Below are 14604 nucleotides of genomic sequence, written 5' to 3' on the forward strand. Positions count from 1 at the left end.
TCAAAGCGACACCCAAATCCCAACAAAAAAGCCTGCTGTGCCCGAAGAGCAACGTGTCCACGGCAGGGATGGCGTGGCCGATCCGCAGGGATGCGGGAATCCTTTGCGATCGGGCACAGCAGGCATTGCGACGGCTCCCGACTCACAGCCATCAGCTCCCAGCCACCCGCCATAAACTCTCTGCCCCTGCAATCTGTCCATCACACACAAAAAAACGGCAGGCCGGGTTTCCCCTGACCTGCCGTTTCTGCAACGAACCTCAGCTCACGTCAGACAAATTACTCTTCGTCTTCAGCTGCGTCGTCTTCGTCTTCTGCATCCGCTTCCGGTGCAATCTCTTCATCGTCAATCTCAGCTTCCGGCGCAATATCATCTTCGCCTTCCGCCACGCTGCCGTCGATTGAATCCAGCTCTTCTTCTTCAACCGGCTCGGCAACACGCTGCAGAGCGACTACGTTCTCATCCTCTGCGGTACGAATCAGGATCACACCCTGGGTATTACGACCCACGACGCTCACTTCTGAAACGCGAGTACGCACCAGCGTACCGGCATCGGTGATCATCATAATCTGATCGCCATCGACAACCTGAACCGCGCCAATTACCGGACCATTACGTTCAGTCACTTTGATTGAAATAACACCCTGCGTCGCACGCGACTTGGTCGGGTATTCGCTGTTGGCAGTCCGCTTACCGTAACCATTCTGCGTTACGGTCATAATGGCACCCTCTTCACGCGGCACAATCAACGACACGACACGATCGCCTTCAGCCAGCCTGATGCCGCGCACGCCAGAAGCGGTACGACCCATGGCACGAACTGCGGTTTCTGCGAAGCGCACCACTTTACCGGCCGCTGAGAACAGCATCGCTTCGTCATTACCGTTGGTCAGCGCCACACCGATCAGCTCATCGTCATCACGCAGATTCACGGCAATAATGCCGGCGCTACGCGGACGACTGAACTCTTTCAGCGCAGTCTTCTTCACGGTACCCAGCGCGGTCGCCATAAAGATATTGAAGCCTTCGGTATACTCACGTACCGGCAGAATCGCCGTAATGCGCTCGTTGGCTTCCAGCGGCAGCAGATTGACGATTGGACGTCCACGTGCGCCACGACTGGCTTCCGGCAGCTGATAAACCTTCATCCAGTAGAGACGGCCACGGCTTGAGAAGCAAAGAATCGTGTCATGGGTATTCGCCACCAGCAGACGATCAATGAAGTCCTCTTCTTTGATACGTGCGGCTGACTTGCCTTTACCACCACGACGCTGCGCTTCATAGTCGGTCAGCGGCTGATACTTCACATAGCCCTGATGCGACAATGTCACCACAACATCTTCCTGATTGATCAGGTCTTCGATGTTAATATCGGCGGTATTTGCGGTGATCTCTGTACGACGATCGTCGCCAAACTGATCGCGCATCAGCTCCAGCTCTTCGCGGATCACTTCCATCAGACGCTCAGCGCTCGACAGAATGTGCAGCAACTCAGCGATCTGCTCCAGCAGTGCCTTATACTCATCCAGCAGCTTCTCGTGCTCAAGGCCGGTCAGTTTCTGCAGACGCAGATCCAGAATCGCCTGAGCCTGCTGCTCGGTCAGATAGTACTGACCATCACGGATGCCGTACTGCGGATCCAGCCACTCGGGACGCGCGGCGTCATCACCGGCACGCTCCAGCATCGCTGACACGTTACCCAGATCCCACGCCTGTGCAATCAGACCCGCTTTCGCTTCTGCCGGGTTTGGTGCACGACGAATCAGCTCGATAATTGGATCGATATTCGCCAGCGCAATCGCCAGACCTTCCAGGATATGCGCGCGGTCACGGGCTTTACGCAGTTCAAAGATGGTACGACGCGTTACGACTTCACGACGATGGCGAACAAAGGCATCCAGAATTTCCTTCAGCGCCATAATCTTCGGCTGGCCCTGATGCAGCGCCACCATATTGATGCCAAACGATGTCTGCAACTGGGTCAGTGAATAGAGATTATTCAGCACCACTTCGCCGACCGCATCACGCTTGATTTCAATCACGATGCGCATGCCGTCTTTATCAGACTCATCGCGCAGTGCGCTGATGCCTTCGACACGCTTCTCTTTCACCAGCTCCGCAATCTTCTCAATCAGGCGTGCTTTGTTCACCTGATACGGCAGCTCGTGAATGATGATGGTCTCGCGGCCCGTTTTCGCATCGGCTTCCACTTCGCCACGTGCGCGAATGTAAATCTTGCCGCGTCCGGTGCGGTACGCTTCTTCGATGCCACGGCGACCATTGATGATGGCGGCGGTCGGGAAATCAGGCCCCGGAATGTGCTCCATCAGCGCTTCAATGCTGATGTTCTCATCTTCAATGTACGCCAGGCAGCCGTTAATCACTTCACGCAGGTTGTGCGGTGGAATGTTGGTTGCCATACCCACGGCGATACCGGAAGAACCGTTCACCAGCAGGTTAGGGATTTTGGTCGGCAGAACTTCAGGGATCTGCTCAGTGCCGTCATAGTTCGGTACGAAATCGACGGTCTCTTTTTCCAGGTCAGCTAACAGGTCGTGGGCGATTTTCGACATGCGAATTTCGGTATAACGCATCGCTGCAGCGGAGTCGCCGTCGATGGAACCGAAGTTGCCTTGTCCGTCCACCAGCATGTAACGCAGGGAGAAAGGCTGGGCCATACGTACAATGGTGTCGTAAACGGCGGAATCACCATGCGGGTGATATTTACCGATAACGTCACCGACGACGCGGGCAGATTTTTTATAGGGTTTGTTCCAGTCGTTACCCAGTACGCTCATCGCATAGAGTACGCGACGGTGAACTGGCTTCAGGCCATCACGCACATCGGGTAAAGCTCGGCCAACGATGACCGACATGGCGTAACCGAGGTAAGAATTCTTTAATTCTTCTTCGATATTGACCGGTGTAATTTCTCTCGCAAGGTCGCTCATGGAGCCGCTATCCCTCTACTTAATCCCGGATTTTAAAGGTGCGAAAGTATATCACACTGCAATGCTCTGGTGAACGTTAACCACCGATTTCCCCTGCTTTTCATTGCCCCTGAAAGGTGTGCCAACTGCGGTTAAGCGTTTATACTGTGGGCACATTTTGTCAGGAGTTACGATTCAATGAATGCACAACCGCAGAATCATCAGCATAACGTCGATGCGCAGGAAATTGCCAAGTTTGAGGCCGTTGCCTCACGCTGGTGGGATCTGGAGGGTGAATTTAAACCGTTGCACCGTATCAACCCCCTGCGCCTGGGCTACATCGCGCAGCACAGCAATGGCCTGTTCGGTAAAACCGTGCTCGACGTTGGATGCGGCGGCGGCATTTTATCCGAAAGCATGGCGCGTGAAGGCGCAGTTGTGACCGGTCTGGATATGGGTGCCGAACCACTGGCCGTGGCGCGTCTGCATGCTCTGGAGAGCGGCGTCACGCTGGACTACGTTCAGCAGACCGTTGAAGAGCATGCGGAGCAGAACGCAGGGAAATATGATGTGGTGACCTGCATGGAGATGCTGGAGCACGTGCCGGATCCCCGCTCGGTGATTCACGCCTGTGCGAAACTGGTCAAACCCGGCGGCGAAGTCTTTTTCTCTACGCTGAACCGCAATCCCAAAGCCTGGCTACTGGCGATCTTTGGCGCGGAATATGTGCTCCGCATGCTGCCGCGCGGCACCCATGACGTGAAGAAGTTTATCCGTCCTTCCGAACTGCTGGGCTGGGTGGATGAAACGACGCTGCGTGAACGTAACATTATCGGCCTGCACTACAATCCGCTGACCAATCGCTTCAAACTGGCCCCCGGCACTGACGTGAATTATATGGTGCACACGCACCGCGCCGTATAAGTGATCGGCCCGCCTGAATCAGGGCGGGCTTGTTCTTCCCTTGCTGCTTTTCATCGCCTGCTGCCCCCGGAACCAACCGCAACAGAGGCATAGTGTTATCTGCCAGTGGGTTACGTTACACCTACTCTCTTCTGCCTCAGATTTCAGTCCGCGTCATCTTGCAACGGCCCGTGCACGTAGTCTCTTTTCGCTTTTTTTCCTCCCCTGCAGGGCCGAAAAGGGAGGATTGAATAAGAAATACGCGTCCGATCAAAGTTAGAAAAAAAAGTGTGATCTGGTTGACATGTTGCCAGGCCTTACAAGGCGTGGGCTAAGAAATTTCGCAAGAATTACAACCCCTCCAGCCATCATTTTTTGCTCTTGTTAAGCGGCCGTAAAATACTAAAATATGCCCCCATGTAGTTATGACTTTTCTCATCACCCCCTAGATGTAGTGTTTATCCACACATTATTCACAATGAATAGGCTGTGTATAAACCGGGATTTCTTTTAATTTTTGGATACTCACGCAAAGGTAAAAACGCGACATGAACCAGAGTCTGCTCGTTACTAAACGCGATGGCCGCCAGGAGCGCATTGATCTCGACAAAATTCACCGTGTGCTGGACTGGGCAGCTGAAGGGCTGAACAACGTCTCAGTGTCACAGGTGGAGCTGCGCTCCCATATTCAGTTCTATGATGGCATCAGAACCTCTGACATTCATGAGACCATCATCAAGGCCGCAGCAGACCTCATCTCTCGCGATGCCCCTGACTATCAGTACCTGGCTGCCCGCCTGGCAATCTTCCACCTGCGTAAAAAAGCGTATGGTCAGTTTGAGCCGCCGAAGCTTTATGACCAGGTCGTTAAGATGGTCGACATGGGCAAATATGATCGCCACCTGCTGGAAGATTACAGCCAGGAAGAGTTCGCGCAGATGGACGAGTTTCTCGACCACTGGCGTGACATGAACTTCTCCTACGCAGCGGTAAAGCAGCTGGAAGGCAAATATCTGGTCCAGAACCGCGTCTCGGGTGAAATCTACGAGAGCGCGCAGTTCCTCTACATTCTGGTCGCTGCCTGCCTCTTCTCTGGCTATCCGCGCGACACGCGTATGGATTACATCAAGCGTTTCTATGATGCGATCTCCACGTTTAAAATCTCACTGCCGACGCCAATCATGTCGGGCGTGCGTACCCCGACGCGTCAGTTCAGTTCCTGTGTGCTGATCGAGTGCGGCGACAGCCTGGACTCCATCAACGCCACCTCCAGTGCAATTGTGAAATATGTCTCTCAGCGTGCCGGTATCGGCATCAACGCCGGTCGTATCCGTGCGCTGGGCAGCCCGATTCGCGGCGGTGAAGCGTTCCACACCGGCTGTATTCCGTTCTATAAGCATTTCCAGACCGCAGTGAAGTCCTGTTCTCAGGGCGGCGTACGTGGCGGCGCAGCGACGCTGTTCTACCCGATGTGGCATCTCGAAATCGAAAGTCTGCTGGTGCTGAAAAACAACCGTGGTGTTGAAGGTAACCGCGTGCGTCACATGGACTATGGCGTTCAGCTCAACAAGCTGATGTATCAGCGCCTGCTGAAAGGCGAAGACATCACCCTGTTCAGCCCGTCTGACGTGCCTGGCCTGTATGACGCGTTCTTCGCCGATCAGGATGAGTTTGAGCGCCTTTACACCAAATATGAGCAGGATAAGAGCATCCGTCAGCAGCGTGTTAAAGCGGTCGATCTCTTCTCGCTGATGATGCAGGAACGTGCTTCAACTGGCCGTATCTACATTCAGAACGTCGATCACTGCAACACTCACAGCCCGTTTGATCCGCGCATCGCGCCGGTTCGCCAGTCTAACCTCTGCCTGGAAATCGCCCTGCCGACCAAACCGCTGGAAGATGTTAACGACGAAAACGGTGAGATCGCCCTGTGTACGCTCTCTGCGTTCAACCTTGGCGCCATTGAAAGCCTCGACGATTTGGAAGAGCTGGCTACCCTGGCGGTGCGTGCCCTTGATGCCCTGCTCGATTATCAGGATTACCCGATTCCGGCTGCACAGCGTGGTGCCATGGGTCGTCGTACCCTGGGCATTGGCGTCATCAACTACGCTTACTATCTGGCGAAGCACGGTGTGCGCTACTCCGATGGCAGCGCTAATGGCCTGACCCACAAAACGTTTGAAGCGATTCAGTACTACCTGCTGAAAGCGTCAAACGAGCTGGCGAAAGAGCAAGGTGCCTGCCCGTGGTTCAATGAAACCACCTATGCACAGGGCATTCTGCCGATCGATACCTATAAGAAAGACCTGGACGCGATCAGCAACGAACCGCTGCATCTCGACTGGGAGAGCCTGCGTGAAGAGATCAAGACGCACGGCCTGCGCAACTCGACCCTGTCCGCGCTGATGCCGTCTGAAACCTCGTCGCAGATCTCCAATGCCACCAATGGCATTGAGCCGCCACGTGGCCACATCAGCATCAAAGCATCAAAAGATGGCATCCTGCGTCAGGTGGTGCCGGAGTACGAGCGTCTGAAAGATCAGTACGAGCTGCTGTGGGAAATGCCTAACAACGATGGCTACCTGCAACTGGTGGGTCTGATGCAGAAATTCATCGACCAGGCCATTTCGTCCAACACCAACTACGATCCGTCACGCTTTGCCAACGGTAAAGTGCCGATGAAACAGCTGCTGAAAGATCTGCTGACGGCGTACAAGTTCGGCGTGAAAACGCTCTACTATCAGAACACCCGTGACGGTGCGGAAGATGCGCAGGATGACCTGGCACCTTCTATCCAGGATGATGGCTGCGAGAGCGGCGCCTGTAAGATCTAATGGTCAGGCGGGAGACTCTCCCGCCTCATTCATTTCACGAGGCCTGGCTTCGTCTACTTTTGGACAACTTTTATGGCTTACTCTACTTTCTCACAGAACAAAAATGATCAGCTGAAAGAGCCGATGTTTTTCGGTCAGTCCGTCAACGTGGCGCGCTTCGATCAGCAGAAATATGACATCTTTGAAAAGCTGATCGAAAAGCAGCTCTCCTTCTTCTGGCGTCCGGAAGAGGTGGATGTCTCACGCGACCGTATCGACTACCAGGCACTGCCGGATCACGAAAAGCATATCTTCATCAGCAACCTGAAGTATCAGACGCTGCTGGATTCGATTCAGGGTCGCAGCCCGAACGTTGCCCTGCTGCCGCTGATCTCAATTCCTGAGCTGGAAACCTGGATTGAAACCTGGGCGTTCTCTGAGACGATTCACTCTCGTTCATACACCCATATCATCCGTAACATCGTTAACGATCCGGCGGTAGTGTTTGACGATATCGTTACCAATGAACAGATTCTGGCGCGTGCCCAGGATATCTCACGTTATTACGACGACCTGATTGAGATGACTAACTACTGGCATCAGCTGGGCGAAGGCACGCATCAGGTCAACGGCAAGCAGGTTGTGGTCAGCCTGCGCGCCCTGAAGAAGCAGCTCTATATTTGCCTGATGAGCGTCAATGCGCTGGAAGCAATCCGTTTCTATGTCAGCTTCGCCTGTTCATTCGCTTTTGCTGAGCGTGAGCTGATGGAAGGTAACGCAAAAATCATCAAACTGATTGCTCGCGATGAAGCGCTGCACCTGACCGGCACTCAGCATATGCTGAACCTGCTGCGCAGCGGTGAAGACGATCCAGAGATGAAAGAGATTGCAGCAGAGTGCCGTGAAGAGTGCTTCGAGCTGTTTAAGAAGGCGGCGCTGCAGGAGAAAGAGTGGGCAGAATATCTGTTCAGCGGCGGCTCTATGATCGGCCTGAACAAAGACATTCTCTGCCAGTATATTGAGTACATCACCAATATCCGTATGCAGGCGGTGGGTCTTGACCTGCCCTTCCAGACGCGCTCTAACCCGATTCCCTGGATCAACTCGTGGCTGGTGTCTGACAACGTTCAGGTCGCGCCGCAGGAAGTGGAAGTGAGCTCTTACCTGGTCGGTCAGATCGACTCTGAAGTGGGCGCTAACGACTTCGACGACTTCCAGCTTTAATCATGAGCCGTGACGTTGTTATTCTGCGCAGTTCCGGCACCCGGCTGGAATGCACAGACGAGCATACCAATCTGCTGACGCTGCTGGAAGCCAACAATCTCTGCGTGGAGTTTCAGTGCCGCGAAGGTTACTGCGGCTCCTGCCGGATGCGGCTGCTGAAAGGCGAAGTGCATTATCCACAGCGGCCGCTGGCCTTTGTGCAGCAGGATGAGATCCTGCCCTGCTGCTGCAAAGCCAAAGGCGAGATTGAGCTGGAGTTATAACTGAGGTGGAATAAGTCTGGCTTGATTTGCTGTGAGATCGAGTCAGCTTAGGGAACACGGTCAGATCGGAAAGACGCAAAAAGCGTCATCCCTGACAGCTCGTCCCGCGCGATTACGCACCTCATCCCTGAGGTGCGCCCGTAGCCGGGCCAACGCGTTGCGTTGTTCAAAAACGCCTGGCGTTTTTAGTACGCACCTCATCCCTGAGGTGCGCCCGTAGCCGGGCCAACGCGTTGCGTTGTTCAAAAACGATCCCGGCGTTTTAGTCCCAGGCGCGGGACGCTTTCCTCCTCTGCCCGTGTTCCCTGCGCTTTGAGCTAATTTATTGCTGCGAGAATGACGCTGTATGGGGTTAATTCGCAGTCACATACAAGACGGGCGCCTCAGGCGCCCGTTTTATTTTCACTGATATTACTGTCTGACAGTTTCAACCACATCAATCCAGCCGTGACCGGTGCTCACTTCGCTGCCGTGTAACCAGCGGCGCAGCATGTTCATCGCCATCATTGCCACCACCTTCTGCCGCGTCTCCAGATTATGGCGACCGGTACTGAACTTCACGCGCTGACCAAAGCTGCCATCCGGCGTATGCAGCGCCACCGAAATCTCCTCCTGCTCAAGGCTGCCAACAGAGAGTGCCAGCGCTGCCTGCTGCTGCGCGGCAAAATCACGGGTGCGGTTCACCTGTTGCTCCAGCGTCTCCTGCTGTGGTGGCAGAATGTCAGCACCACGCAATGGCACGCTGGCGGTAGCCAGCTGCCAGTAAAGCAGACCGGCGGTGTATTGCTCGCTGACCGCCAGTTGTTCACCGCGCTGCTCCAGCTCGCGGGCCAGCAGGGCCGGCAGGCCTTCGGTGCCTTCAAAAATGGTGCACTCCGCCAGCAGCAGACGCACCTGCTGCCACACCTGCTCCATCGCTACCCGCTGACTGGCCGGGCCGGTAAGTTTGATCTCAATAATCGGCATCGATGAGCGATACCCCATCATCACGCCTTCCGGCAACGCCAGCGGCTCCAGTTCAGCGGCAATATCGCTTTCACCGCGACCAAAGGTCGTCAGTCGCAGGCAAACCGGCGGCTCGGGGGGCGAGAATTTGGCTTTCAGACGGGGAATGATCTGCTGCTCCACCATCACTTTAAATTCAGACGGCACGCCAGGCGTGAAGAACATCCAGCAGCGATTAAGTTGCAGGGCAAAACCACAGGCGGTTCCGACGGGATTATCAATCAGCTCCGCATTGGCCGGAATTTCAGCCTGTTTGCGATTGCTGGCCGCCATTATCCGTCCGCGACTGGCGAACCAGGCTTCCATCTGTTCCAGCCAGTCCTGCTGCATTGCCAGTTCTACGCCACAGGCATGCGCGGCAGCCAGCGCGCTGAGATCGTCACTGGTTGGCCCCAGGCCGCCATTGACTATCAGCACATCGGCCTCATGACTGCGCGCCTGCAGCGTGGCGATCAGCGACTCGAGTGAATCGCCTACCGTGGTGCGACTGGTCATGGGTAAACCCTGCTGGAACAACGTATCCGCCAGCCAGGCTGCATTGGTGTCGACGATTTGGCCATGCAGCACCTCATCCCCGGTTGACAGCATCTCTACTCTAATCACATCGGATCCTCCTTTTCACGTTTGCTTCACTGTATGAAGTCCGCCCGGGAAACACAATCGGCATTACCCGCGATTATGATTGTTGCGGCGGAGGCAGCACGTAGCGCCTGAAAGTCAGAGGGTGGAGCAGGATTGTATGACTCAGATGAGAGTATTCAGGATAGTGAGAGACCCACAAAAACGGCGGGATTTCCCCGCCGTTTTTTACTACGTTTGTCTGCTACAACTGTGTGAGCAGGTCGCGATTAGCGACGCGCCAGCAGCAGACCAAGCACCAGACCGGCAGTTGCACCAATGCCGACGCCCTGCCACGGTTTTTCATGCACGTAATCGTCAGCGCGGTAAGCCGCCTGTTTAGCGCGATAGTAGTAACTATCTGACGCCTGGCTGACACGGGATTTCACATCGTTCAGCGCCTGTTCAGCTTTGCTTTTTAGCTCAATATACTTCTGATCGGCCGGATCGCCTGATGCCTTAAGCACTTCTTCAAGGGTTTCGGTCAGTAACGCAATATCGTCATCGAGGCCCGATTCGAATTGATTTGTCTGATTTACCATCATTTCCTCCGTGTGAATTGCAAAGCAGTTCATTAACTATAGTCATAATCTGGCGCTCTGCTGTTTTCCTGCTCCAGGAATCACCTGATTTTTCATCTGCTAAAGTTGCTCAGTTCAGGCGGTGCGCCAGTTCGCTGCGCAAAGAAATGTAAGACGCCACGGCAACCACCGAATTTCGCTTCGCTTCTTTGATTAATCTGATAAATTTTGTCGGGACTGAATTTTCCAGTAACCCTACTGTCGTACCCCTCTGTTGCCTGTGATTATCGGGCCATGAAAGTGCATTTTGCACGACAGTCACGACACCCTCGAACAGCTAAGGAATGATCTCTGGCATGAATCGAAGAATGTTTATGAAAGCGTCAATGGCCTTCTCCGCCGTCAGCGGCATGACCGGCCTGTCAACGCTGTTTGCGCAATCAGCATGGGCAGAAGATGGCATTGCTGACGGTACCGCCGTACGCTTCGATTTTGACGTACTGAAGAAAAATGCGGCCGCGCTGGCGAAAAAACCCTGGGGCGGTGCGCCAGGCGCGTTGCCGGAGACGCTGGCTACACTGACCCCGCAGGCGTACAACGAAATTCAGTATGACGCTAACCACTCGCTGTGGAATAACCTGCCCGACCGTCAGCTGGATGTGCAGTTCTTCCATGTCGGTATGGGCTTTAAGCGTCGCATCCGTATGTTCTCTGTTGATGGCGCAAGCCGCGAGGCGCGCGAGATTCATTTCCGCCCCGAGCTGTTCAACTACAACAATGCGCACGTTGATACAAAGCAGCTGGAGGGCAAAACTGACCTCGGCTTCGCCGGTTTCCGCGCCTTTAAAAAGCCGGAGCTGACCCGTCGCGACATCGTCTCTTTCCTCGGCGCAAGCTACTTCCGTGCCGTGGACGATACCTTCCAGTACGGTCTCTCGGCGCGTGGTGTGGCGATTAACACTTTCAGCAACGGTCAGGAAGAGTTTCCGGACTTCACTGCCTTCTGGTTTGAAACGCCAAAGGCGGAAGATACCACCTTCACCTGTTACGCCCTGCTGGATGGTGCCAGCCTTACCGGTGCCTATAAGTTCATCATCCACTGCGAAGAGAAACGTGTGGTGATGGAAGTAGAAAACCACCTGTTTGCCCGTAAAGAGATCCGTCAGATCGGCATCTCACCGATGACCAGCATGTTCAGCTGTGGTACCAACGAGCGTCGCATGTGCAATACCTACCATCCGCAGATCCATGACTCCGACCGTCTGGCGATGTGGACCGGTAAAGGCGAATGGATTGCCCGCCCGCTGAATAATCCGCAGCGTCTGCAGTTCAACGCCTATGAAGATGAGAATCCGCGTGGCTTTGGCCTGCTGCAGCTGAATCACGACTTCAAAGATTATCAGGATGTGATCGGCTGGTATGACAAACGTCCGAGCCTGTGGGTTGAGCCGGTCGGCAAGTGGGGCAAAGGCGCGATCAACCTGATGGAGATCCCGACAACCGGTGAAACGCTGGATAACGTGGTCTGCTTCTGGCAACCGGCTGAACCAGTCAAAGCGGGCAGCGAGCTGAACTTCTCCTACAAGCTTTACTGGAGTGGTCTGCCGCCAGTACGAAGCGGTCTGGCGCGCGTGGATGCTACCCGTACCGGTATCGGTGGCTTCCCGGAAGGCTGGGCGCCTGGCGAGCACTTCCCTGAAACCTGGTGCCGTCGCTTCGCCATCGATTTTATTGGTGGTGATCTGCAGGCCGCTGCGCCGAAAGGCATTGAGCCGGTGATTACTGTCTCATCGGGCAGTGTGAAGCAGGTTGAAATTCTGTATGTCGATCCGCTCAAGGGTTACCGCATCCTGTTTGACTGGTATCCGAACAGCGATTCCACCCAGCCGGTTGAGATGCGTCTGTTCCTGCGCAGCAAGGATGAGACGCTGAGTGAAACCTGGCTTTATCAGTATTTCCCGCCTGCGCCGGATCAGCGCAAATATGTTGATGACCGCCAGATGACGGTGGGTTGATGTAAACAGGCGAGGCTCAGGCCTCGCCTGAGATTAATGACAAAGTGTGGCCCGGTTAGCTGTGAGACCAAGCCAGTGCAGGAAACATGGTCAGATCGGAAAGTCGCTTACGCCAATCCCTGCCTCGCTGGGCCTGCGCCGTCCATGGCGCGGGACGCTTTCCTCTTCTGACCATATTCCCTGCGTATTGAACTAATCCATCGCTGCCAGTTGCACCCTGATTTGAGTTTGTCAGCTGTATGAGACGAGGCTCAGGCCTCGCGTTTTTACGGCGCCTTCTTCAGCATATCGACGTGTGGGATACCATCTTCCAGATAACTCTCCCCTGTCGCCACAAATCCATGCTGCTCATAGAAGTTTTCCAGATGCGCCTGAGCGGAGAGAAACATGTCACGACCCGGCCAGTGCTGCTGACAGCTGCTGATCGCCTGCTCCATCAGACGATTGCCCAGCCGCGCACCGCGAACCCGATCTGATACAATTACCCGTCCAATTTTTACCGGGCTGTTTTCATCAATCGGAGAGAGAAGGCGCGCATAGGCCACCAGCTGGTCATCCGCCATGCCCAGCAGATGCCGGTTTTCCGCCTCCAAATCTTTGCCATCCACATCAAGGTAAGCACACTGCTGTTCGACTACAAACACGGCGCTGCGCAACGCCAGCAGCGCATAGAGTTCCGGGGCGGTGAGTTCACTATGATGTTTATCCTGCCAGTCAATGTTCATCGTCTCTCCTTTAAACCACACACTCTACATCAGTGCGGTGTCGCCAGCACCTGCTGGTCACGGCGTCTGACAGGCAAAAAAAATCAGGCCCGAAGGCCTGATTCATCACTTGCAGTCAGCTGCTTACATCAGTGGCTGTGCCATCTGCACCAGTCTGATCAGCGGCTGCGGATAAACCCCTAACAGCAGCACCAGAATGGCGGAGATCAGCACGACCACACCACCAGCCGTAAATGCCCAGTTAGCCGGGGTATCACGGGTATGCAGTTCCGGCGGGCTGAGATAGAGACTCACCGTCACGCGCAGATAGTAGTAGAGGCCAATCGCACTACCCGCAACCACAGCTCCGGTCAGCCACCACAGGTGCGCACTCACACCTGATGCGATAACGTAGAATTTACCGATAAAGCCCAGCGTCATCGGGATACCCGCCAGCGACAACATCATCACCGTCATCACGGCTGACAGGATAGGACGATGCCAGAATAGACCACGATAGGAGTAGAGCGAGTCGGCATCAGGGCCACGATACGGGCTGGACATCAGGCTCACCACACCAAAGGCACCCAGGCTGCTGAACAGATAACCCGCCAGGTATACACCCGAGGTTTCCACCGACAGCTGATGATCTTTCACCGCAATCAGCGCGACCAGCAGATAACCGAGATGGGCGATAGAGGAGTAGCCCAGCAGACGCTTGATGTTGCTCTGCGAAATCGCCATCAGGTTACCGAACAGAATCGACACGAAGGCGATCATGGCCAGCACCGTGCGCACCGCTTCGCTGTCGGTCACCGGCGCATACATGAACAGACGCATGATGACACCGAAGATGGCAATCTTGCTGGCAGTGGCCAGGAAGGTTGAAACCGGCGCAGGCGCACCCTGATAGACATCGGGCGTCCAGAGGTGGAACGGCACCAGTGAGAGCTTAAAGCCCAGACCGATGATCATCATGCCCAGACCCACCAGCAGCAGTGGCTCGTGGATCATACTGTCTGTCAGGCTCTGACCCAGCGCCACAAAGCTCAGGTTACCGGAGTCAGCGTAGATCAGTGCAATACCAAACAGCAGGAACGATGAGGCCGCCGCAGAAAGAATGGTATATTTCAGCGCCGCTTCCAGCGAACGTTTCTGGCGGAAAGCGTAGCCAATCAGACCAAACAACGGCAGTGACAGCAGTTCAATGCCGATGAACAGCGAGGCCAGATGGTTAGCGCTGGCCAGTACGATGCCACCGAGCGCCGCAATCAGCACCAGCAGATAGAACTCATCTTTGTTGTCGGGATAGCCTGCCAGCCACGGATAGGCAAAGGTGCAGGTTGCCAGACTCGCCAGCATTACCAGCGCGGTGTAGAACATCGAATAGCCATCGACGCGCAGCAGCGGCGTGACATCCATCGCCCCGACCTGACCGACAAAGTAAAGCGAGAGCAGCGCCAGGTTCAGGCCAACTACCGTTAGCGTGGCGTTAACGAAGTGGTTGCGTCGCCAGGCAATGGACAGCATCACAACCACCACCGTCAATCCGACGATTAACAGCGGTAGCAACGCAATCAATTGGTGAGGAGTTATTGTCATGGCGAA

The 14604-nt window shown here is 54.9% G+C and carries 10 protein-coding genes; 5 read left to right on the top strand and 5 right to left on the bottom strand.

The window, feature by feature from the left end:
• Positions 1–278 precede the first annotated feature (278 nt).
• Entirely contained in the window at positions 279–2951 is a 2673-nt protein-coding gene (gene gyrA / locus NIM72_RS06170; RefSeq protein ID WP_161733352.1) for a DNA topoisomerase (ATP-hydrolyzing) subunit A, read from the bottom strand.
• Between the two features lie 177 nt (positions 2952–3128).
• Here gyrA and ubiG point away from each other — a divergent pair, with 177 nt between their 5' ends.
• The 4 genes from ubiG to yfaE all read left to right on the top strand — a co-directional run bounded on the left by ubiG (position 3129) and on the right by yfaE (position 8133).
• Positions 3129–3854, top strand: a complete 726-nt coding sequence (gene ubiG / locus NIM72_RS06175; protein ID WP_090959232.1) for a bifunctional 2-polyprenyl-6-hydroxyphenol methylase/3-demethylubiquinol 3-O-methyltransferase UbiG — start codon at positions 3129–3131, stop codon at positions 3852–3854.
• 527 nt (positions 3855–4381) lie between these two features.
• Positions 4382–6667 (top strand): class 1a ribonucleoside-diphosphate reductase subunit alpha, encoded by a 2286-nt coding sequence (nrdA, locus tag NIM72_RS06180; protein ID WP_013358562.1) that lies wholly within the window; start codon positions 4382–4384, stop codon positions 6665–6667.
• 72 nt (positions 6668–6739) lie between these two features.
• Positions 6740–7870, top strand: a complete 1131-nt coding sequence (nrdB, locus tag NIM72_RS06185) for a class Ia ribonucleoside-diphosphate reductase subunit beta (RefSeq protein ID WP_161733354.1) — start codon at positions 6740–6742, stop codon at positions 7868–7870.
• Between the two features lie 2 nt (positions 7871–7872).
• Positions 7873–8133 (top strand): class I ribonucleotide reductase maintenance protein YfaE, encoded by a 261-nt coding sequence (yfaE, locus tag NIM72_RS06190; RefSeq protein ID WP_010258095.1) that lies wholly within the window; start codon positions 7873–7875, stop codon positions 8131–8133.
• A 411-nt stretch (positions 8134–8544) separates the two neighbouring features.
• On the opposite strand, the gene NIM72_RS06195 is transcribed toward yfaE, so the two are convergent.
• Both NIM72_RS06195 and elaB read right to left on the bottom strand, forming a co-directional pair.
• On the bottom strand, positions 8545–9741 hold the full coding sequence (locus NIM72_RS06195; protein WP_253419405.1) for a nicotinamide mononucleotide deamidase-related protein YfaY: 1197 nt from the start codon (positions 9739–9741) through the stop codon (positions 8545–8547).
• 245 nt (positions 9742–9986) lie between these two features.
• Positions 9987–10298, bottom strand: a complete 312-nt coding sequence (gene elaB / locus NIM72_RS06200) for a stress response protein ElaB (RefSeq protein ID WP_003854223.1) — start codon at positions 10296–10298, stop codon at positions 9987–9989.
• 335 nt (positions 10299–10633) lie between these two features.
• Here elaB and NIM72_RS06205 point away from each other — a divergent pair, with 335 nt between their 5' ends.
• The gene (locus NIM72_RS06205; RefSeq protein WP_253419408.1) at positions 10634–12292 is read left to right on the top strand and encodes a glucan biosynthesis protein D; all 1659 of its coding nucleotides are present in this window, start codon (positions 10634–10636) and stop codon (positions 12290–12292) included.
• A gap of 266 nt (positions 12293–12558) precedes the next feature.
• Here NIM72_RS06205 and NIM72_RS06210 read toward each other — a convergent pair whose 3' ends face one another.
• Positions 12559–13017, bottom strand: coding sequence for a GNAT family N-acetyltransferase (locus NIM72_RS06210; protein WP_253419412.1), 459 nt, complete (start codon positions 13015–13017; stop codon positions 12559–12561).
• Between the two features lie 123 nt (positions 13018–13140).
• Positions 13141–14598, bottom strand: a complete 1458-nt coding sequence (gene nuoN / locus NIM72_RS06215) for an NADH-quinone oxidoreductase subunit NuoN (RefSeq protein WP_253419415.1) — start codon at positions 14596–14598, stop codon at positions 13141–13143.
• Positions 14599–14604: the final 6 nt, after the last annotated feature.

This window comes from Pantoea sp. B550 (genome assembly GCF_024158165.1).
Lineage (GTDB): Bacteria > Pseudomonadota > Gammaproteobacteria > Enterobacterales > Enterobacteriaceae > Pantoea > Pantoea alfalfae.